Annotated in this window: 19 protein-coding genes; 15 read left to right on the forward strand and 4 right to left on the reverse strand. The window is 32.3% G+C overall.

Annotated features, from left to right (window positions below; translation table 11 throughout):
• Window positions 1-177 precede the first annotated feature (177 nt).
• Together J2Y60_RS23385 and J2Y60_RS23390 are read right to left on the reverse strand one after the other, a co-directional pair.
• Complete coding sequence (locus J2Y60_RS23385; RefSeq protein WP_309924328.1) at window positions 178-825, reverse strand: class I SAM-dependent methyltransferase; 648 nt, start codon at window positions 823-825, stop codon at window positions 178-180.
• A 21-nt stretch (window positions 826-846) separates the two neighbouring features.
• Window positions 847-1974, reverse strand: coding sequence for a glycosyltransferase family 1 protein (locus J2Y60_RS23390; RefSeq protein WP_309924329.1), 1128 nt, complete (start codon window positions 1972-1974; stop codon window positions 847-849).
• Between the two features lie 296 nt (window positions 1975-2270).
• Between J2Y60_RS23390 and J2Y60_RS23395 the strand changes: the two genes are divergently transcribed.
• From J2Y60_RS23395 to mtgA, 3 genes are all read left to right on the forward strand, one after another.
• The gene (locus tag J2Y60_RS23395; RefSeq protein ID WP_309924423.1) at window positions 2271-3503 is read left to right on the forward strand and encodes a pitrilysin family protein; all 1233 of its coding nucleotides are present in this window, start codon (window positions 2271-2273) and stop codon (window positions 3501-3503) included.
• A 221-nt stretch (window positions 3504-3724) separates the two neighbouring features.
• Window positions 3725-4849, forward strand: coding sequence for a radical SAM family heme chaperone HemW (gene hemW, locus J2Y60_RS23400; protein WP_309924332.1), 1125 nt, complete (start codon window positions 3725-3727; stop codon window positions 4847-4849).
• Window positions 4850-4989: 140 nt separating this feature from the next.
• Window positions 4990-5793 carry a monofunctional biosynthetic peptidoglycan transglycosylase gene (gene mtgA / locus J2Y60_RS23405; RefSeq protein ID WP_309924335.1) on the forward strand — a complete coding sequence of 268 codons (804 nt, stop codon included), beginning with the start codon at window positions 4990-4992 and terminating at the stop codon, window positions 5791-5793.
• Between the two features lie 46 nt (window positions 5794-5839).
• On the opposite strand, the gene J2Y60_RS23410 is transcribed toward mtgA, so the two are convergent.
• Both J2Y60_RS23410 and J2Y60_RS23415 read right to left on the reverse strand, forming a co-directional pair.
• Complete coding sequence (locus J2Y60_RS23410; RefSeq protein ID WP_309924337.1) at window positions 5840-6982, reverse strand: glucosaminidase domain-containing protein; 1143 nt, start codon at window positions 6980-6982, stop codon at window positions 5840-5842.
• 142 nt (window positions 6983-7124) lie between these two features.
• Window positions 7125-7895 (reverse strand): methyltransferase domain-containing protein, encoded by a 771-nt coding sequence (locus J2Y60_RS23415; protein ID WP_309924340.1) that lies wholly within the window; start codon window positions 7893-7895, stop codon window positions 7125-7127.
• Window positions 7896-8229: 334 nt separating this feature from the next.
• On the opposite strand from J2Y60_RS23415, the gene J2Y60_RS23420 reads away from it, so the two are divergent.
• The 12 genes from J2Y60_RS23420 (at window position 8230) to J2Y60_RS23475 (ending at window position 22171) form a co-directional block, all read left to right on the forward strand.
• Window positions 8230-9468 carry a GWxTD domain-containing protein gene (locus tag J2Y60_RS23420; protein ID WP_309924342.1) on the forward strand — a complete coding sequence of 413 codons (1239 nt, stop codon included), beginning with the start codon at window positions 8230-8232 and terminating at the stop codon, window positions 9466-9468.
• A gap of 716 nt (window positions 9469-10184) precedes the next feature.
• Window positions 10185-10904 carry a hypothetical protein gene (locus J2Y60_RS23425; protein WP_309924344.1) on the forward strand — a complete coding sequence of 240 codons (720 nt, stop codon included), beginning with the start codon at window positions 10185-10187 and terminating at the stop codon, window positions 10902-10904.
• A 96-nt stretch (window positions 10905-11000) separates the two neighbouring features.
• Complete coding sequence (locus tag J2Y60_RS23430; RefSeq protein ID WP_309994769.1) at window positions 11001-12551, forward strand: hypothetical protein; 1551 nt, start codon at window positions 11001-11003, stop codon at window positions 12549-12551.
• Window positions 12552-12756: 205 nt separating this feature from the next.
• A complete protein-coding gene (locus J2Y60_RS23435) occupies window positions 12757-14430 on the forward strand; it encodes a capsule assembly Wzi family protein (protein ID WP_309924350.1) in 1674 nt (557 codons plus the stop codon).
• A gap of 71 nt (window positions 14431-14501) precedes the next feature.
• On the forward strand, window positions 14502-15332 hold the full coding sequence (locus J2Y60_RS23440; RefSeq protein WP_309924352.1) for a polysaccharide biosynthesis/export family protein: 831 nt from the start codon (window positions 14502-14504) through the stop codon (window positions 15330-15332).
• A 40-nt stretch (window positions 15333-15372) separates the two neighbouring features.
• Window positions 15373-17766 carry a polysaccharide biosynthesis tyrosine autokinase gene (locus tag J2Y60_RS23445; RefSeq protein WP_309924355.1) on the forward strand — a complete coding sequence of 798 codons (2394 nt, stop codon included), beginning with the start codon at window positions 15373-15375 and terminating at the stop codon, window positions 17764-17766.
• 38 nt (window positions 17767-17804) lie between these two features.
• Window positions 17805-18470, forward strand: a complete 666-nt coding sequence (locus J2Y60_RS23450; protein ID WP_309924358.1) for a cytidylyltransferase domain-containing protein — start codon at window positions 17805-17807, stop codon at window positions 18468-18470.
• A 19-nt stretch (window positions 18471-18489) separates the two neighbouring features.
• The gene (locus J2Y60_RS23455) at window positions 18490-19521 is read left to right on the forward strand and encodes a dehydrogenase (protein ID WP_309924361.1); all 1032 of its coding nucleotides are present in this window, start codon (window positions 18490-18492) and stop codon (window positions 19519-19521) included.
• A 31-nt stretch (window positions 19522-19552) separates the two neighbouring features.
• A complete protein-coding gene (locus J2Y60_RS23460) occupies window positions 19553-20149 on the forward strand; it encodes a D-sedoheptulose 7-phosphate isomerase (protein WP_309924363.1) in 597 nt (198 codons plus the stop codon).
• A 5-nt stretch (window positions 20150-20154) separates the two neighbouring features.
• Complete coding sequence (locus J2Y60_RS23465; protein ID WP_309924365.1) at window positions 20155-20844, forward strand: nucleotidyltransferase family protein; 690 nt, start codon at window positions 20155-20157, stop codon at window positions 20842-20844.
• Between the two features lie 20 nt (window positions 20845-20864).
• Window positions 20865-21311: a D-glycero-beta-D-manno-heptose 1,7-bisphosphate 7-phosphatase gene (gmhB, locus tag J2Y60_RS23470; protein ID WP_309924367.1), complete on the forward strand. Its 447-nt coding sequence runs from the start codon at window positions 20865-20867 to the stop codon at window positions 21309-21311.
• Between the two features lie 179 nt (window positions 21312-21490).
• On the forward strand, window positions 21491-22171 hold the full coding sequence (locus J2Y60_RS23475; protein WP_309924370.1) for an inositol monophosphatase family protein: 681 nt from the start codon (window positions 21491-21493) through the stop codon (window positions 22169-22171).
• Window positions 22172-22306: the final 135 nt, after the last annotated feature.

Genomic DNA, 22306 nt, shown 5'->3' on the forward strand with positions numbered 1-22306 from the left:
TAGGACTGGAGGACTTTAGGACTCTGGACTTTAAGACGCTAGATATAAGACTTTGAGACGTTAGACTTTAACACGGTTTACTTTAAGATGTTAGAGATAAGATATAATCTGCAAGCACATCTTTTGTCTAGCGTCTTAAGTCTAAAAATCCTAAAGTCCTCTAGTCCTAAAGTCTTCTCATTTCTTTCTACAAACCATCAATCCATCTCTAATAGGCATCAGGATATTTTCAGTTCTTGGGTCTTCATGACACATCTTATTGAAATCCAACAAGTTTTGGGTATCCTTGTCAATCTTTTTATTAGGCTCAATGTTAGCGACCTTACCACTCCAAAGTACATTATCAGAGATGATATAACCGCCCTTTCGTACTTTATCAAATACCAAATCATAATATTTTTGATAGCTCATTTTATCTGCATCAATAAATACAAGGTCAAATGTTTCATCAAGCATCGGAATGATTTCAGCGGCATCCCCAATTCTATAATCTATTTTTGCTGCATAGTCAGAGGCTAAGAAAAATTGTTTTGTAAAACTCTCCAATTCTTCATTGATATCAATCGTTATAATTTTTCCTCCCTCAACTAATCCTTCAGCCAAACATAATGCAGAATAACCTGTATAAGTACCAATCTCTAAGATAGTTTTAGCTTGCATCATATGGGAAAACATCGATAAAACTCGTCCCTGTAAATGCCCTGAAAGCATTCTTGATTGAAGAATTTTAGCGTGTGTTTCTCTGTTGAGATTAGCTAATAATTCACTTTCTGGGGAAGTATGGTTTTCCGAATAATCATTGATATTTTTAGGTAAAAAGTCCATTGTAATAATTTAAAAAGATTGTTATGATAAAACACGCTGATAAAGTGATTGTAATTGCAAGGCTATGTTTTCAGCCGAAAATTGGGCGATGTGTTGTTGTCCATCTAAAACCATTTGTTTTTGCATTTTTTTGTTGGATAACACTTGCAAAATCTTGCTCGACAAGTCATTTACATCTGTTGGGTTTGCATATAAAGCACCTTTCCCCCCCGCTTCTTCCAAGCATGAACCCGTAGCCCCAATGACAGGAACCCCCGAATGGAGTGCTTCTAGAATTGGAATACCAAAGCCTTCGAACATCGAAGGATAAACAAACAAAGATGCCCCTTGATACAAAGCTGGTAAGTCTGCAAAAGGAACTTTGTTGAATATTTTAACATTTGTAAGTGAATATTCCGAAATATAATCCTCAAGCTGTTGTTGATAGGCTGATTTTCCTCCTACCAATATTAACTCATAGTCTGAAAGATGTAATTTATGGAATGCTTTTACGAGTAATAATTGGTTTTTTCGTTCAGTAATAGTAGCTACACAGAGGAGGTATTTTTTATGAATATTGTATTTAGCTTTACTTGCTTCAATATCTTCCTCACTAAGCTTTTCCTTGAAAACATTATCCGAATCTTGATAGACTACGGCAATCTTTTCTGGATTAATTTGATAGTATTCAATAATATCCCGTTTGGTTTGTTCACTAACAGCGATAACCAAATCTGCATATTGACAAGCTTTCTTGAATTTTAATTTGTAAATAAACCTATCAAAGGCGGGGTATAAATTGGGATAACGCTCAAAGATTAAGTCGTGGATGGTAACGATGGCCTTGATATTGTTTCTTTTTAAACCAATAGGTAGTTCATTACTAAGCCCATGAAACACTTCAATACCATCTTTTTTTAAGTCAGCGGTAATTAAAAAACTTCTCCAAAAAGATTTCAGTTTTTTGAAAGTTGGCATTCTGATAGTGAAATTAAGGGAGGGAGTCTTCAGGTATTTTTCTGTAAAGGGAGCTGTGTTTACCTTAGGCGTGTAGGCAAAATAAGTATCTTCAGCGTTATATTTTAATAGAGCATCAATGATAAATCGGCTATAATTTCCTAAACCCGTATTATTGTTGAAAGCTCTTTTAGCATCAAAACCGATTTTCATTTTATTAAATAATTGGTGGATAGTGATTTGTTTTAACTTTTGAATCAAATGAAAATAAATTTCATAGATTTCTGCACAAAATTACCTTGAATTGGGTTAAATAAAAATGAGAATGATTTGTTTCGTAAATAATAGCTATATCTCACTAGCATACCATGCTATGAACGAATATTTTAACACTATTTGTTTTATGATATAACAAGGCTTAAAATTACTTAACTTTGTATTTAAATTAGATTATATTTTATAAAAAACGAGCAATATATTATTTATAAAATTGCTCGTAAATGATACGCATGTTAGAAATACAAGAATATAGATTATCGAATGGCATTAGAGTAGTACATCGACAAGTAACGCATACAGCAATTTCTCACATTGGAATCATGTTAGATATGGGGAGCCGTGATGAGAAAGCTCATCAACAAGGCTTGGCTCACTTTTGGGAACACATGGCTTTTAAAGGTACTAAAAAGCGTACTTCATTACAGATTATCAACCGATTAGAAATAGTTGGAGGAGAGTTGAATGCCTATACAACGAAAGAGAAAATCTGTTTTCATGCTTCTATTCTGACGCCTCATTATGAACGTGCGTTAGAATTATTAGCAGATATTACCTTTAATGCTAGTTTTCCAGATAAACAAGTAGAGCGTGAGCGAGGCGTTATTTTAGAAGAAATGGCAATGTATTATGATTCACCAGAAGATGCTATTCAAGATGATTTTGATGAAATTGTCTTTGCTAATCACCAATTGGGGAAAAATACGTTGGGGAATCAAGAAAGCGTTTCAAATTTCAATAAAAAAGATTTATTCGACTTTATCGCTGAAAACTTGGATACTGAACGCGTTATTTTTTCGTCTATCGGTAATTTGCCTTTTAAAAAAGTAATACAGTTGGTTGAGAAGTTTTTAAAAGATATTCCTGCTAAATCTTCCAATTTAATCAGGATTCCTCCAGCAGATTATAAACCTCAGAATATCAGCATTACAAGAAGTATTACGCAAGCCCACGTTGCCATCGGACGAACATCATTTGCCTTGGCTGACGATAAGCGATTGCCTTTCTTTATGTTGGTCAATTTATTAGGAGGGTTTGGGATGAATTCAAGGTTGAATCTAGCTATACGCGAACGCAATGGGTTGGTTTATGCCATTGATGCTGGCTATACGCCTTTTATTGATACAGGATATTGGGGGATTTATTTTGCTACCGAAGTAAAACGATTGAATAAAGTAAACGATTTGATTTTGAAAGAGTTGAAAAAGTTGAGAGATATTACCTTAACAAAAACGCAACTACAAAATACCAAAGACCAATTGATGGGGCAAATGGCGATGTCGGAAGAAGGGAATATGAGTTTCATGCTGATGATGGCCAAAAGCCTTTTAGACATTGATAGAATAGATAGTCTTGATTATTTATTTGAGCAAATAAAGAAAGTATCGGCTAGTCAATTGCAAGATTTAGCCAACGAAATGTTTCAAGAAAAAGACTTGAGCTATTTAACCTTTTTGCCAGAGTAATTAATGAAGCTGTTTAAACTTTCCGTTTCTAAGGTGAAAGTAATGTATTTTTGAATTGATTTTTTCAAAATTTGGGAAGCATAGCATTGCTACGTTGAGTAAATTTTGGAACAAGCTATTCTAAAAGACTTAGTTTAACCCGAAAGGGAAAGTTTAAACAGCTTCAATATTATATAAAAATTTAATTGCCTTAAAGTTGTTATCTTTAAAGCTGTAGACACTTGCATTTATATATCCACATTCCTTTTTGCCGACAAGCTTGTCATTATTGTGATTTTCATTTTAGCACTTCGTTAAAGTTAAAAAGGGAAATCATCATAGCGATTTGCCAAGAAATAAAACTTCAAAGAGATTATCTTCAACATAAACAATTAGACACTATTTACTTCGGTGGAGGAACACCTTCATTGTTGGATGAGCATGATTTAGCCTTGATTTTCGAAACGATTTATCAATGTTTTAGCGTAAATGAGGGAGCAGAGATTACTTTAGAGGCCAATCCTGATGATTTGACAAAAGATAAAATAATGCTTTTTCAGCAATTTGGGATTAACCGACTGAGTATTGGGATTCAATCATTTAATGAAAATCATCTAAAGAAAATCAATAGGATTCATACTGCTCAAGAAGCAGAAACTTGTGTTAAGTTGTCTCAAGATAGCGGTATTCATAATTTGACCGTCGATTTAATCTATGCTATTCCATCAGAAAGTCATGCTATTTTTGAAAATGATTTGCTGAAAGCTACTAACCTAGGGCTTAATCATATTTCTGCCTATTGCTTGACAATAGAACCTAAAACTGTTTTTGGGAAATGGCTAAAACAAGGAAAGATTGAAGTAATCAATGATGAATTTGCTAGTCAACAATTCGAAATATTAGTCAAACATTTAGCTGATAATGGTTTTGAGCAATATGAGATTTCTAATTTCGCCCGGAATAATCAATATGCAAGGCATAATACTAGTTATTGGAAACAAGAAGAATATTTAGGAGTTGGCCCTTCGGCTCATAGTTTCAACCATCAAAGTCGCCAATATAATATTTCTAATAATGCTCAATATTTAAAATCGTTAGAGAAAGGTCTTGTTCCAACCACCATCGAGTTGCTGACTAACGAAGATAGAATCAATGAATATTTACTCACAGGACTGAGAACGAAGTGGGGATGTGATGTAGAAAAGCTCAATCAATTGTTAGGAAATAATTTTCTTGATTATCAAAAAGATATACTTGCAGGTCAGTTTGTAGAAAAACTAATTTATCTTAAAGATGATACGCTGTTGATTACGGAAAAAGGGAAATTGTTTGTAGATAGAATTGCCTCAGATTTATTTATTGCTTAAATTTTAAACTCTTTTTTATTAATCAGAAATACGTTTCTACGAAACATCGTAAATTTGTATTATAATCCTTTCTACCTACTGCTTATTGATGGATAAATAGAAAGGAATAGATCGTTAATAAAAATTAATCGTGATATTACATGGCAAAAAATACGTTCAGAACTCCTCCGCCAGAAGAGAACTCAAATTTAAACCCCAATTTATTTCAATCTTCCTGGAAGACCTTTGGGATATTTAATAGACGCCATCCCATTTTTCAATATATAGCTTCCCTTTTTATTAAATTCGTGATTTACTTTATCTCCATTACTTTAGCATGGGTATTGGTATTAAAGTTTGTTCCTATTTGGGTAACACCCACTATGATAGACCGTAAAGTAACGGCCTTGTTTAACGGAAGAGATTCGGAAATTCATTCAGATTGGGAACCTTATGAAAATATATCTAAAGAGGCAGCCTTGGCTGTAGTAGCTTCTGAAGACCAGCTATTTCCTCAGCATTTTGGTTTTGATTTCAACGCGATGTGGGGCGCTTTTCGCTACAATTTAAAAGGAAAAAAAATAAAAGGAGCAAGTACTATTTCGCAACAAGTTGCTAAAAACGTTTTTCTTTGGCAAGGACGTAGCTATGTCAGAAAAGTATTAGAAGTGTATTTTACATTTTTAATAGAAATCGTGTGGGGCAAACAAAGAATTTTAGAAGTTTATTTGAATGTGGCTGAAATGGGGAAAATGACTTTTGGGGTTGAAGCCGCATCCTTGCGCTATTATGGGCACAGTGCTAAATCAATCACTAGAACAGAAGCTGCGAGAATCGCAGCCGTTTTGCCAAGTCCTAATAAATTTTCAATTACGAATCCTTCAAAGTATGTTCAACGAAGAACCAGCTTTATCACACGCCAAATGAGAGGGCTAGGAGGGAAAGCTTATATCGCTGATTTATAGACAAACTGATTAGTTTAGAGCGTAGATTATTAAAACACGCTCTAAATTAATCATAAGCGATTAAATTATATTTATCAACTAACTTCATCACTCTATCGGCATAATACTTACCACCTTTATGAGAATACCCTTTCTCGCCAATTGAATAAACAAAAGTATATGCTGCTGAATATTTTTCTACCCCTGCTTCTAATTGTCCTCTATAAAATTTAGGAATATCGCTATAATCACGTTTCCATTGCCCTGTTTTGTGCATGAAAATTTCTTCTACCAAAAAAGTCATACAATCTCTTCTCGAATTAAAGCGTTTGTACCAGTTATCAGGACGATTTTCTTCATCATAAATATATTGTCCATTGTCAGTAACTCTTATAATACCTACTTTTCCTTGGTGTTCATCAGGCTGTCCTTTCAACTGATAGGCATTAGAAGGATTACCCCACCATTGTTTGATGCCAAGGAAGTTATTAGCGTATATTGCATTTCGACTAAAGCCATAACCGCTTTCTAAGGCAGACATTGCAATGATTATGCTGGCAGGAACTTGATACTTTTGAGATAAATACTGAGCATCTTGACTTATGTCCAAAATGAAATTACGAGCTTCGTCAGCCGTAGGGTGTCCAATGGCTGTTGTATAAACATTTTGGTTAGTTCCCAGAATAGGGTCTTCATTTGGAGTAGGAGGGAACTTGAAGGAAGTAGTAAAATTATCTGAATATTGATAACTCGGTAGCATTCTATCACGAGATAGATTATCATCAATAGATGCAGATAGCTTATTATTCCTACCTGTATTATTGCGTTCAAGAATTGTGACGTTATTATCAAATGTTTTCCCAGACACTACGATTTGTCCGTATGATACATTGACAGTATCATGTCTAGCAGATATTCCAACAAATTTTAATTGTTTGACACCCGGATAACTGAAAAGGAACCTGAATACGGCCTTGTTCGATTCGACCATAGCTGTGCCTAAACTTTTATTATCAGAATATACTTTTACTCTATGCACATTATCTCCGACACGGAAGATAAAGCTTACATCATCGCCAACTTGTACTTTTTTTTCATAGTCTACATTAAATACAAATCGATTAATTTTATTTGATGGCGTAAATGCAAATAAAATAAAACCCAATAATAAGATGCCTATTACTTGGTTAAAAAAACTGGTTTTGACCATTGATAATTAATTTGTTAGATTTTTGGATTTTAACTCAGCGGCGGATAAGAATAATCCTTTTGTTAATCTTAACAAAAAAGAATTGTGCCTAATTTTTTATATCATTAAGCACAATGCAATATAGAACTTTTTTTTACAAATTTTATTTAGTTGCTATATAAAAAAAATCAAAACATTCCTCTGCATCATCAGATAAAAAATAATCTTGGTACGTAATTCCTGTTACTAGTTGATTATCTGATTGTTGGATAAGATTTCTACTCATTCTGTTCGCAATATCATAAGGTATCTGCAACATCCATCTAGGCAAACGATACTGTAAATTAAAAATATCAAATCGGGTAATTTTTTCTACAGAGCGTTTATTTTCTTCATAATAGCTCATCACCTTCTCATTACCATGCACCCCTTGTGTTTTGATACTGGCAAAATGCTTGATAATAAGATTTTTAAGTTCCGAAGCTAGGTATTCTCTTACATGCCAAGGGTTTCTTGAAAGCGAGTACTTCTTATTAACGGTTGTCAAAATAAGCTTTCCACCCGGTTTTAATACTCTATGAGCCTCTTTGATGAATTCATTATCGTCTTCTATGTGTTCGATTACCTGAAAAGTAACTATATAATCAAAAGTATTATCGGCCAATCCTTTCAATGGAGGTAAAAACATATCGATAAATTTGAACGCAGGGTATTGAGCCGTCAATTGATTCATCAAAGGCTCATTTTTATCAACGCCTGTATAGTTTGAAACAGACGGAGCCAAAACAGCCACTCCTCTTCCTGTTCCACAGCCAATTTCTAATAAGTTTCCAGAAACAATTTTAGCGGCTTCAATGTAAGGGAATAATAATCGTTGATGAACAGGATTATCTGAAATAATTTCTGAAGAAGCAATCTCGGTTGTTTTATACATGATATTGAGTAAAAAAGAATGTTGTACTTTAAAATCTTTGAATTTTTTATGTTTCAGTAATAATAAGCTCGTAATCAATCCTTTATAAAGCCTACTATTAGCTTTTAGTTAATTACTTTTCCGATTGGAAATATTTTAAATAAAAATAATTTTTAATTTTATTCCAAATTTAAGGCATTTGCTTGACATCAGGAAAATACTTGTTAAATTGAATTCGTTATAAACTCAAAACTTCGTTATAGCATCTAATTAATTGACGTTTTTATTTGTGTCAACATTTCTAATATTTATCAATGCAATTAGCGCACAAGCTAGTAGCTATTCATTTAAACTGATGAAAAAAATACTTCTTATTATACCGATTATAATGTTTTTAGCAGGTTGTAGCCCCACTTCACCTAAAAAAGGCAAAGAACAAAGTGATAACAAAGTGCTTTTACAAAGATTTTTAAGTAAAAGTAGATTTTTAGATAATGGTACGTCAGTAAGGGTTTTTTTAAGTATTGATATTGATAGAACATTTACGTTGGCAGAAGCAACCAAAGATTTTGCAATTGCCTATAATCTTTATCCAGATTATAATTCAAAACAAACAAGTTTGGGGAACGGTAATGTAGCTATTACTACCGAAAATGCTAGTCAGGAAGGAGGATTATTAACTGTTTGGTTTGATATTCCTAAACCCAAAGATTTACTAACAGGTTTGGCTCTTACTGAAATAAGAGATTTAAGGACAGGAAATAAAATCTTAAATGATTGTTTCCTCAGATTCCAATCGGGTAAATCAAGCGATTATTTTATGTTTTTCAGTAAAAACGGAAAAACACCCATTGCACGAAATTATTTCACGGTGCAAGACACTGTTATGTTAAAAAGCCTTTCAGGCAAAGAGCAGACGTTTAAAGTGTTTAAATATCGCTATGAATTTGAAGCGGCTATTTCGCCGATGTCGACTACGCCAAGAGCGGCTACAAAAAGCCTTTATGTAGATTCTTCTTTTACGGTGGTAACTAATCAGCCCATTACCCTAAAGAGTGATGCACTTTATTATTTTACAAGAGATACCACAGAATCTTATGGGATAGGGATGGTAGTGGCAGATAAGCGATTCCCGAAAATTACCCGTCCAGAGAAACTTGTAAGACCTTTGATTTATGTAAGTACAAATGCTGAAACAAGCGATTTGTATAATTCTAAAGACCCTAAGCGCTCGTTAGATAATTATTGGCTCAATATCATGCAAGGAAACCAAGGAACGGCAAAAAGGACAATCAAGTCTTTCTATCAAAGAGTAGAACAAGCTAACAGGCTTTTTACAAGCTATAAAGAAGGCTGGAAAACTGATAAAGGAATGGTATATATCGTAATGGGCGACCCAACCAGAATTACACGGACTAAAGACAAAGAAGTATGGACATATACACGTAACAGCCAATATTCAGAAGTGAATTTTACTTTTACCAAAAGGTCTAATCAATTTGCAGAAGACCATTATGAACTTCAACGTTATGCCGAATACCAATCCATCTGGTTTCCAACAGTTGAACAATGGCGAAATGGCGATAAAATTTAAACATATGAACACTTTAGCGATTGTTCAATGTTAAAGCTATACTGTGTTTCAACTGAAATACTATTATGAACCCACCTAAGTTTGTTTCTTGGGTGGGTTTGTTATTTCTATCTCCCTGTTTATCCTATATTCTTTTAATTTACCCACCCTATTTTTCTTTTTTTTATTTATTCTTCCAGATATTAAGAGGAATAAATACGCTGCTTATATTTTATAATTATTAACAGTAATGATAGAAATTCATTTTCTAAATCATTTTTTTTAGCTTGCCATTATAGTTTCACTTTCCTAGAAAGGAATCTTGAAGAAGTACAATTTTCGAAAATATTAATAAGGCTATTTAATATCAAGAATAATGCAATTGTGAAAAGATGTCATCTAAATGGATGTTTTAAAAGAAATAGTTTATGTTTTATACAAAATCTAATGAATACCTTTTGTATAGTTGATTACTTTATTAAAGGTATTTTGAATAAAGGCAATGAATAAGTTTTGTTTTAAATAGGAAATAACGAATAATATTTTGAATAGAACTATTTTGGTGCGTTATAGATAATATTTATATTACTATTTTGATATTGAATAATATATTTCAGATAAAATATACCGCTTAATAATTTTTTTATATGAAAATCGAAAATTGTTCTTACTTTTGACTTAGAAGAATGCAAAAATTCTAAGTTTCATCTAATTACTTGAGATTTTAATTCTTTAATATGTCTAAACGCTATCTAACTTTCATGCTATTTCTTTTTGCATTTTATCTATGCAGGAGTGAAGGTGTTTATGCGATATACGACTCAACAAACGTTCATAAACATAATGTTTCAATAGGATTATCAGTAGGTACAATTGGTCCTAGTATTGAAGTAGCTACTAACATTTCAAAAAATAATCGTTTTTTTTGTAGACTTGGTACTAGTTACTTACAATACCATAATCGTTTCAAAGTAGATCTTAATAGTAAATCAACTATTAATGTTGAACCTGATTTAAAATTCAACCAAATTTTCTTAGCTGCTGACTATTACCCTTTTAAAAAGAGTAGTTTCCATCTATTGTTTGGAACTAGCTACATATACAACTTTAATGTATCGTCTTTTATAGATACTGACACGGGTATAAACATTGAAGGAGTAGAAGTAAATGCAGAGGATTTTGGAGAAATTAATTTAAAAATCAATTGGAATAAAGTTGTACCGTTTGTAGGATTAGGCATTGGTAGGGTTGTTCCTCGAAGAAGAGTTGGCTTCAACTTTGAATTAGGTTGTTACTACATGGGAAAACCAAAAATCGTTAGTAAGTATTTTGGTGTTCTTGATACGACTAATGCTGATGAACTTATTCCAATTATCGAAAGAAATATAAAAGACTATTCATTTTTACCATTTATTAACTTTAAGTTAAAGTACAGAATTACTAAGACTAAACAATAGATTAACAGATTTTATAATTTAAAGCATCTTATTCATCTTTATTGTAGTAGTAACAAAGTCCTAAAATCAAAAATGAAATTCTTTGGATATTCCATAATGTTGATTTTTATTATAAGCTCCTTATATGCTTGTAATAATCCTTTGGAAGACGTGTCTATTAAGATAAAAGATCCGCTTACTTCATCTGCTATTAATTTAACGTATAAAAATGCTGTAGCAAATGATACCACACTAGTACCGAAGCAAATAAAATTCACCTTTTTAGGGGAAGATGCAGAAGGAATTGTGAGCTCGGTGGGCAATAAAAAAATTAATATTAGTCGCGAAGGTTTATTAGGTATAGCTATTGCCCCTGATTACGTAAAACGACCAGCTAATATAAAAGTAGTTGCTAGCTTAGAAGGTTATCTAACCGATATTAATTATATAACCTTGACTAATACGGCTAATATTAACAAAACGATTAGAATGTTCAACATCAGTAACTTACCTAAAGGGATGAGTGTCGATGTTAAAAAAATAGAAAGTACAAATGTTGAATCTACTACCACTACGTTAAAGACAAATGGGAAAAATGAACAGGTTAGTATTGTTTTAAATGCAGGAACAAATTTGTTAGCCCCCAATACTGAAAAGTTATCAGGGCAATTCTCATACATATTAACACATTTTGAAAATATAGCAAGAGATTTTGTTCCTTCTAATTATACTATCTATCAGGCAGTTGGTGTAGATAATAAAGAAATACCACCTTTTGAATTAGTACCTTATGGCTTTTTTTCCTTAAAAGCCATGAACGATAAGTTTGATGAGGGAAGCAACCTTTCAAAGAGTACTAGCGTAAGTATTGAGATTAGTAATAATAGTTATCATACAAATGGACAAATTCTAAAAGAAGGAGATGCCATACCATTCTGGGGTTATATCAATAATGTTTGGAAAATGTTAGGTAATCCAATCATTAAAAAAAATAGCAATGGTAAATTATATGTAAGTTCAAACATCACTGCACTAACATACTATGCTTTAGGGGAAATGATTCCAGTATGTGTGAAAGGACCAATAATTAAAGTTACTAGCCAAAATAATGGATTAGATATTTATCATTATTGTCGTTTAGTAGAAGTTAGCTCAGGTAGAAATGTTGGAGATTTATATATTAGCTTGAATAATGGAGCTTTGTATTCTTTAGCCGGTAGAAGAAAGAATACTGTATATTTGCAAGTATATAATTTTAATAATCAATTTGGTGGAGATTTATCAAAACCAATTTTTCAATCTCAACCATTTGATTTGTGTGACGAGAAAACAATACCGGTTAACATTGTTGCTCCTCCGCCACAACCAGTAAATGTAGAATTGATTATAGAATGCCCTAAAGGACAAGTAGTAAATGAACCAGCAGTACCAGTGAAAATTGATATTCAATTTCAACCCAAAGGGGCTGCTGCGAGCGATTGGAGAGATTTAATGACTTTAACCAGAACACAACGCTCTGGAAGTACCTATAAATTAAAAGTAGGCAGTACTTATTCAATCAGAGCCTCGCCAAACCCAGCACAAGGCTGGATATTTTACAAAAGAGATACTTTGATTAAAGATGTAAACTATCGTTTTTATATTGATAGTAAAGATTTTTGTAAGTAGCTATCAATGTCTATACTAGATAATTTGATTGAAAATAAAAATATATGTACTTGATTTTATCTAATGTAATAATTTGTTTTATTAAAAGAGGTTTTGCAAATTGTTAATTGAATAGAGTAATACGTATTTTTACATTAAAAAGAGTTTAATCAAGGTTAATTTAGCTTATAAAAATTCTTTTAGAATACTAAAAATATCCGATTTGATGAAAATATTTACTAAACTGTCAATTTTCTGGTTATTACTATTCTGTTTTACTTTTCAAGTAAAATCACAAATAGTATATGAGCCTACTTATAAAACAGTTTATAGCTATTTATCTAGATTAGCTCAGAAAGGTGTAATAGACTTAAACGATGTTACACTTCCTTTGTCAAGAACTTACATTAGTGGTAAGTTAGATTCCCTAGATAATCATCATGACTTATTAACAAGTTTAGAAAAGGAAGAATTAGTATTTTATCTTAAAGAATATACTATTGAACGAAATCTGACTAAAGAAATATCAGTAGACAAACCCTTTAAAAGCTTTTTCCATACTAACGAGCAAGATAGATTTAGAATTGTAACTTATCAAGACAAACAATTCTCATTTAATCTTCAACCTGTAATAGGCTATCAATTAGAAAATATTAATAGCACTACTATTAACCAGCGTTGGATAGGAGCTTGGGTGTATGGTTATTTAGGAAAAAGCATTGGATATAGTGTTGATTTTCGTAATAATCAGTTAAATAATTTATTCCCAGGCTATGATTATCTAAGAAACTTTAATGCAGAACCCGGTAGAATAGGCGATTTGTTAGTTGGAGGTAAAAGATTTGATTATAGTACCATTAATGCATCAGTAACAGCAAAATGGAAATGGGGAAGTGCTACATTAGGTAAAAATGCTTTAGACTATGGATACGGAGCAGGTGGGAAGATAATTTTGTCGGATAAAGCTCCAACTTACCCTCAAGTTCGATTAGATATTAATCCTGCAAAATGGGTTAGCTTTACATATGTACATGCTTGGTTAAATTCTAATCTAATAGACTCTTCATCTATTTATAAAACATCCCTTAAGTCAGTCAATCAATTTGGCTATCGTGGTAAATACTTAGCTTTCCATGCTTTTACACTTAAGCCAACGAAAGGATTAAGCATTTCACTAGGGGAATCTGCTATTTATAATGATAATATTAAAATTGCTTATTTGATACCAATTGCGCTGTTTTCAGGAATGAATCACTACCTAGGCGAAGCAACAAGCGGGCAAAATGCAACGAATACCATATCTAATTCGCAGTTTTTTTTACAGCTTAGTTCAAGAAATCATATTCCTAAAACACATCTATATGCTAGTTTATTTGTTGATGAAATGGAACTTTCATTAACTGGTGGCAATGCAATCGAGCGTAATAATAGAAATCATACAGCTTATCAAGTAGGAGCAAGTATATCAGATTTTCCAATTAATAATTTACATCTAACGCTTGAATATTCTAAAATACAGCCTTTTACGTATATCCACTTTATACAAGCCCAGACTTTTGAAAATAGTAATTATAACCTAGGGCATTGGATTGGGCCTAATGCTGACCAGCTTTTTGCTCAATTACATTATAGAGTTATTAGAGGACTAGACGTTAAATTTATATACAATTATATAAGAAAAGGAGCGATAGGTTCAGGAGCCCAGCAGACAGATTTTACTACTAGTTATCCATTTTTATGGGGGACAAATAATAAATATAGTTATGTACAAGCACAGATTCAATATGAATTTATACATGATTTGTTTTTTAGAGTAAATTACCAAAGTGATAATAACCCGAGTGTGACCACAACTGAAAAAAATAGTAGTATATCAATGGCAATAAATTATAGTTTCTAACACAAGTCCCATTAAACAATCTTAATAATAATTTTCAAAATATCATCTTCACTATCAATTCAATGATGAATATGTTTATTAAAACAAACAAAGTTAAAATCTTTAGACTACTCTTAGTAGCAGTTGGCTTTACGTTATTTTTTGCTTCTTGTGTTTCCACAAAGAACATTACCTATTTTCAAGGGTCTGATCCGCTGGATTCAGTACGCTATTCAACATTGAAAAACATTTCGCCTTTAATTCCTAAAATTCAACCCGATGATATTTTAGCAATTACAATTAGTTCATTAAGTGCGGAATCAAACGAAGTCTTCAACTTTCAAAATGTTACGCCATTGATTACTTCTAACTTCCCAGGAGGTCTTAGTAATGGTATGGCTAGAAATCAGCCATTAGGTTATCTTGTAGATCCAGCAGGAAATATAGAAATGCCTTTAATTGGAAAAATACACGTTGCAGATTTGCCCTTAGAAGAAGCAGGCGTAAAAATAAAGAATGAATTGACGAAGTATCTGAAAGAGCCCACAGCAAGCGTTAGATATTTAAGTCAAAAGTTTACGATTATAGGTGAAGTAAACCGTCCGGGTATTTACAACCTTTTAGATAATCATACATCATTACCTGAAGCAATTGGGGTGGCTGGTGATTTAACTATTTATGGTAGAAGAGACAATGTAATGTTAATGCGTACAACTGATGGTAAAAGAGAAATCATTAAACTAGATTTGACGAAACGTGATGTTTTAGAAACACCATATTTCTATCTCAGAAGTGGTGATGTATTGTATGTGGAAGCAACTAAGGGTAAAATTACTTCATCAGACAGAACTTTGCAGTTAATTCCAATTGCTACTGGGGTAACAACTTCACTAGTGTTGTTATTAAATTTATTGTTTAAATAATAGGATATTTTTTAATAAGGATAATTAAAGTTTTGAAATTATGATGGATAATTCAAATGATTTTATTGAGAGTAATGAAAGCAGTTTCGATGTAAGAAAGTTCTTTTTAATGTACATCAGGTATTGGTATTGGTTTATATTTTCTTGCTTAATCGCATTAGCTGGTGCATATTTTTATCTTCGTTATACTGTACCCATTTACAGAGTTGGTGCAGTGTTGTTGATTAAAGATGAGAAAAAAGGGATAGGAGGCAATGATATGCTAAAGGAGCTAGAAATGTTTTCTGGCAACAAAATCGTTGAAAACGAAATGGAGGTTTTAAAATCTCGTACGCTTATTGAAAAAGTAGTTGATGATTTAAATCTAACAGTAGCTTACTATCAAAAAGGAGAGATAAGACCTTACGATCAAATTTTTAAAAATTCTCCATTATGGGTACAGCATGGCGAGTTGACTAAACTAGCTTATCAAGAGCCTTTGTTTATTAAAATACTTAATAGACAAAAGTTTGAGTTGCAAAATAAGACAGGAGAACCAATAGGAACATTTGCTTATAGTCAAAATATTAGAAGTAAGTATGGTGCTTTTCGAGTTTTCTTAAATGATTCTCTTTATCGTACTGATAATGATTTAATCAAAATTAATTTTTATGATAAAAATTACTTGGTTGAACAATATCAGAACAATATCAAGGTAGAGTTATTGAATTTAAAAAGTACAGTATTAAAGTTATCATTGGAAGATGCCTCACCGACCAAAGGAAAGGCAGTATTGTCAAAACTAATTGAAGCATATACCTTCTCAGCGTTGGCTGATAAGAATATGGAAGCTACTGCTACTTTACAGTTTATCGACCAAAGATTAAGATTAATTACTGGAGAATTAGGAGATGTTGAGAAAGATGTTGAGACTTACAAAAGTTCACAAGGTATCACTGACTTGAGTGTGGAGGCTAATTTGTTTTTAGAGAAAGTGAAAGAGAATGATACTAAAATGAATGAAGTAGATATTCAATTAAAAGTATTAGACGGTGTTGAAAACTATTTAAGAAGTAGCCAAAGTGGTGCTGCACCAGCAACATTGATGGTAAACGACCCTGTATTGATTGGATTACTTGGTAAGTTGAATGAATTAGAAATTCAGAGAGAAAAATATGCAAGAACTACAGAAGCAGCCAACCCTTTATTAGGAACTATTAATACTCAGATTGCTAATACTAAAGCTGCAATTAGAGAAAGTATTTCTAACCAGAAACAAGGATTGTTGGTTACTCGTACTAGTTTGAAAGGATTAAATAATCGCTTTGAGTCTTCTATCCGCACAATTCCTAAAAAAGAAAGAGAGTTTGTAAACATTAAAAGACAGCAAGGTATTAAAGAAAGTCTTTTCTTGATGCTTTTACAAAAGAAAGAAGAGACTGCTATTTCTTATGCATCAACTGTAACGGATAGCCGTTTAGTAGACGAACCTTATAGTGACCCAAGACCAATAAAACCAAAAGGTAATTTTATATACCTGATTGCATTATTGATAGGTATCATCATACCAGCAGGTGCTATTAACCTAAAAGAATCATTTAATGATAAGATTCAGTCGAAAGGTGAGATTGAAAGTACTACTGGAATTTCAGTTTTTGGTGAAATTGGTAAGAAACCAAAAGAAATGAAAGATAATATTGTTGATATGAAGAGTACGAGTTTCTTAGCAGAACAATTCAGAACGCTTCGTACTAATTTACAATATGCAGCTGGGGGTGTTAATATTGATGGCAGGGGGAAAGCAATATTATTGACTTCATCAATTGGTGGAGAAGGTAAATCTTTTGTGAGTATTAACCTATCTTCAAGTATTGCCTTACTAGATAAAAAGGTTATTGTGCTTGAACTAGATTTACGTAAACCAAAAGTTTCTGAGTATTTAGGAGTATCACGTGAAGTAGGTATCTCAAACTATCTGATTGGGCAGGCTAATATTGAAGATATTATAAAGCAAAGTTCATTACATCCAAATATGTTTGTATTGCCTTCAGGACCTATTCCTCCTAACCCTTCAGAATTATTGTCAAATGGGAAAATGGCAATCTTGATTGAAGAACTTCGTAAAAAGTTTGATTATGTAGTATTGGATACTCCTCCAGTAGGTTTAGTAACAGATTCTACCATATTGGCAGAATATGTAGATGCAGTATTCTATTTGATGAGATACCAGCATACTCCTAAATCATATCTAAGAGTATTAAAAGACTTAAAAGATAAAGGTAAGTTCAAATCATTAAACATTATCTTTAATGGTGTTGACTATCGTAACTCTAAAGAATATGGTTATGGCTACGGCTATGGTTATGGCTATGGTTATGGTTACGGTTATGGCTATCATGGAGATACAAAAAAACCAACGTTCTGGGCTAGATTTAAAGATAGCTTCAAAAGCTAAGGTTTATTGAAAATATTAAAATAAGGAACACACACAATATGAAGATAACTGCTGTAATACCAATTAGAAAAGGGTCTGAGAGAGTAAAAGATAAGAATGTTAAACCATTTGGAGATACGTCTTTACTTGAGTTTAAAATAAATGCGCTAAAACAAGTTAAGGAAATAGATGAAATAATAGTGAACACTGATTCAGAGGCTGCTATTGAAATGGCCATCAAACATGGTGTCGGTTTTCATCAAAGAGAAGCATTTTATGCCTCATCAGAATGTCCTGCTAATGACTATTTCTGGTACTTAGGGGAGCATACTGAATGTGATATTGTTGCATATACGCCTGTTACATCTCCATTTATTAAACCAGAGACTTTTAGTAAATGTATCAATCAATTTGATGATGCTCCTGATAGAAGTATCGTTACGGCTAGTATTGTAAAAGAATTTTTATGGAGAGGAGATAAGCCTTTGAATTTTTCTCTTGATAAACATCCTAAGAGCCAAGAATTGACAGATGTTCAAGCTATTAATTTTGGGTTGTGCTTACTTCGTAGAGAAACGCTTGTAAAATACAGAACTATAATCGGACCGAACCCTCAAATATATACTGTTTCTCATGTAGAGGGTTTAGATATTGATACGCCGCTTGATTTTTTCATTGCGGAACAGGTTTATAGTAAAATGAAGGAAGATTCAACGTTGTTTTAACAACCAATTTTAAAAGCAGATGATAATACGCTCAAAAGCTCCTCTAAGATTAGGACTTGCTGGAGGAGGAACAGATGTTTCTCCATTTAGTGACTTGCATGGTGGATTAATACTGAATGCTACAATTAATTTATATGCATTTTGTACCATTGAAGAGATCGAAGGGAATGAAATTATTTTAAATGCCCCCGATATTAATCAGGAAGCACACTATCCAGTGGCATCACTTCTACCAATTAATGGAGACTTAGATTTAATAAAAGGAGTCTTTAATAGATTAGTAAAAGATTATAACGTTCAACCTGTTGCTTGCAAAATTACTACTTATTCAGATGCACCTCCAGGAAGCGGTTTGGGTTCATCATCTACAATGGTTGTAGCCATACTTAAAGCATTTGTTGAGTGGCAAAGTTTGCCTTTAGGTGAGTACGAAATTGGCCGTTTAGCCTATGAGATAGAGAGAATTGACTTAGGATTAAGTGGAGGAAAGCAAGACCAGTACGCTGCAGCATTTGGTGGTTTTAATTTTATGGAATTCTACAAAGATGAAAAAGTAATAGTTAATCCGTTAAGAATAAAACGCTGGATAATCGATGAGTTAGAGGCATCAATGATTCTTTACTATACAGGAGCATCACGTTCATCTGCTAAAATTATTGACGAGCAAAAAAAGAACACTACAGATGGAAATGTAGCAGCAATCGAAGCTATGCATAAAATCAAGAGTAGTGCGATTGACATGAAAGAGGCTTTGTTGAAGGGAGAAATAAAAAAATATTCGGAAATTTTAGGGAGTTCATGGGAGAATAAAAAGAAAATGGCAAGTTCAATCTCAAATAATGAAATAGATAAGATATTTGAGATTGCTATTGATGCTGGAGCTATTACTGGAAAAGTTTCGGGAGCTGGTGGTGGCGGTTTTATTATGTTTGTTGTTGATCCAGAGAAACGAGTTAATGTAATAAATGCATTAAATAAACTAGAAGGAAAAATCGTGAGTTTTAATTTTAGTGAAGGAGGATGTCATGGATGGAAAATTTTTAATAAATAACTAACTAATCAGAATAAATATAACTGAAACTATGAATTTGAATCTAATTAAATCCCAAATTGAAGGATCTATTTCTACAAAACAAGCATTATTATCTGATGCACAATTAACAGGTTTAATTGATGAGGTTGCCTCTGTAGTTGTTGCAGCATATAAATCTGGCAATAAAACAATTTTAGCTGGAAATGGAGGTAGTGCCGCTGATGCCCAACATATTGCAGGCGAATTTGTTAGTAGATTTTATTTTGATAGACCTGGTTTAGCTTCTATTGCTTTAACAACAGATACTTCGGTTTTAACAGCTATTGGAAATGATTATGGCTATGAAAAACTATTTTCTAGACAAGTACAAGCTCAAGGTAAGCCTGGAGATATTTTTATTGGTATATCAACTTCTGGAAATTCACCAAATGTAATTAAAGCACTAGAGACATGCAAAGAGATGGGCATAATATCAATAGGATTAACAGGTGAGAAAGGAGGAGCAATGGCTGATTTATGTGATTATTGTATTAAAGTTCCATCTAACGAAACCCCTAGGATTCAAGAAGTACATATTTTAATTGGACATATTATTTGTTGTATAGTTGAAGAAGAAATATTTGCAGAATACAAACCTAAAAAATAAGTAATATGGATGTAGTGGTATTAGCAGGGGGGTTAGGAACACGGTTGAGAGGGGTGATAAAAGATATGCCCAAACCAATGGCTATGGTGAAGGATAAACCCTTTTTAGAGCACCTTTTAAACTGGGTAACTAAATACCCGATAAATAAAATAATATTAGCTACTGGATATAAGTCAGAAATAATTGAATCATATTTTGGGGATTTTTTCAACGGTATTCCATTAGAATATTCAATTGAAGATACACCTTTAGGTACTGGGGGAGCAATTATCAAGTCTCTTTCAGTTTGTTCTTCCCAAAAAGTATTAATTATTAATGGAGATTCTTATTTCCCGATTGATATAAATCAAATGAATGAGTTTTTTAGCTCTCATAATTCTAAATTTACGATAGCATTGAAAAGAATGTTTGAATTTGAGAGATATGGATCGGTAACAATCGATACTGAGAGTTGTGATATTATACAATTCAATGAGAAAAAATATTGCTCTGAGGGTTTAATTAATGCGGGGATTTATCTAATTGATAAAGAATTTTTACTTAAGAATTCTTATCCTGAGAAGTTTTCATTTGAAACTGAAGTTCTTGAAGTAGAATCTAAATTAGGTAATTTAAAAGGACAAATTTTTAGTGTTGATTTTATAGATATTGGCATTCCTGAAGATTATAAACGTGCTGGAGATTTTATAGTATAGTTATTATTTAAAATAGAGTTATGGTAAAAGCACTTTTTTTGGATAGAGATGGCGTAATTAATGTAGATAAAAACTATGTTTATAAAATTGAAGATTTTGAGTTCAAAGATGATATTTTCGATATCTGCTTAAAATATCAATCTCAAGGTTTTTTGATTTTTGTAGTTACTAATCAAGCAGGAATTGCTCGGGGTTATTATTCAGAGAATGATTTTTGGATTTTGACAAATTGGATGTGTGATAGGTTCCAAGAAAAAGGTATTAATATAAAGAAAGTTTATTTTTGTCCTCATCACCCTGAATTTACGGGTGAATGTTCATGTAGAAAGCCTAACCCAGGAATGCTACTTAAAGCTATAGAAGAATTCGATATTGATGTAAATAGCTCTATCATGATTGGTGATAAACAAACAGATATTGATGCTGCTAAGAATGCAGGAATAAAAAATACTATATTGGTTTTATAGGTTGAATATTAAAATAAGCAATATAACACACCAATAGTTTCCATAATAATAATAATAATAATAGTAGTTGGTACTATATAACTTGAGAAATACTAAGTTTGCGACGTTTGTTAATAGATTTATTATCAAGTATTTATAATACGCAACTTACATTAATTAACTTCTTATAAAAAGAAAGTATGATAATCGAAGAAATAAAAAACTTAATTAAAGTCCATTTAAATGAGATAATAAGCCTTAGAAATACTAAGACATTAAAGGATGATGGTAGTTATGTATCTCAAGGTGACTTATTGTGTGAAAACTTAGTGAAGCAATATATTAAGGAGAATTTCCCAGATTATGCACTTGTATCCGAAGAATCTCCAGAAGAAAATGCTATTAACTGGCGAAAAGACAAAGTCATTATTCTTGACCCAATTGATGGCACTGAGAATTTTGTTTCGGGTCTTAAAGAATGGGGAGTAGCAATTTGTGTATATGAAAATGGAATCCATAAAGAATCTATGCTTGCGTTACCAGAACTGGACTGTTATCTTAAGACAGGAGATACTTTTGAGCGATTTGAATCAAGAATCTGTGGAATTTCTTCTAGTCTGACCAAAGAAGATATATTAAAACTTGAGCCAGGCTTTGAATATAGAATTATTGGATGTGCTGTTTACAATATGTATAATGTAGTAACAGGCTCGTTTTTTAGTTTTGAAAATCCTAAAGGAGCAAAAGTTTGGGATATTATTCCCGGCTTGAACTTAGCCTTAGAAAATGGCTTATCGGTAGTAGTTAATAACGAAGAATATAAAGGTGAACTTCTTAGTCCAAACGAGAAATATAAATTCAAAATCTTAAACAAAAAATAGGAATATAAACTACCTATCCATTTAAAAAAGGATATACAGTAGCGTATTACCAAGATAGTTTACACAAATGTGTGAATATAGATTTTAATTGATAAAGAGGTTTGATACAGAAGATACTGCTTACAAATATTAATA

This window comes from Arcicella sp. BE140 (assembly GCF_031456255.1).
GTDB classification, from domain to species: Bacteria; Bacteroidota; Bacteroidia; order Cytophagales; family Spirosomataceae; genus Arcicella; species Arcicella aquatica.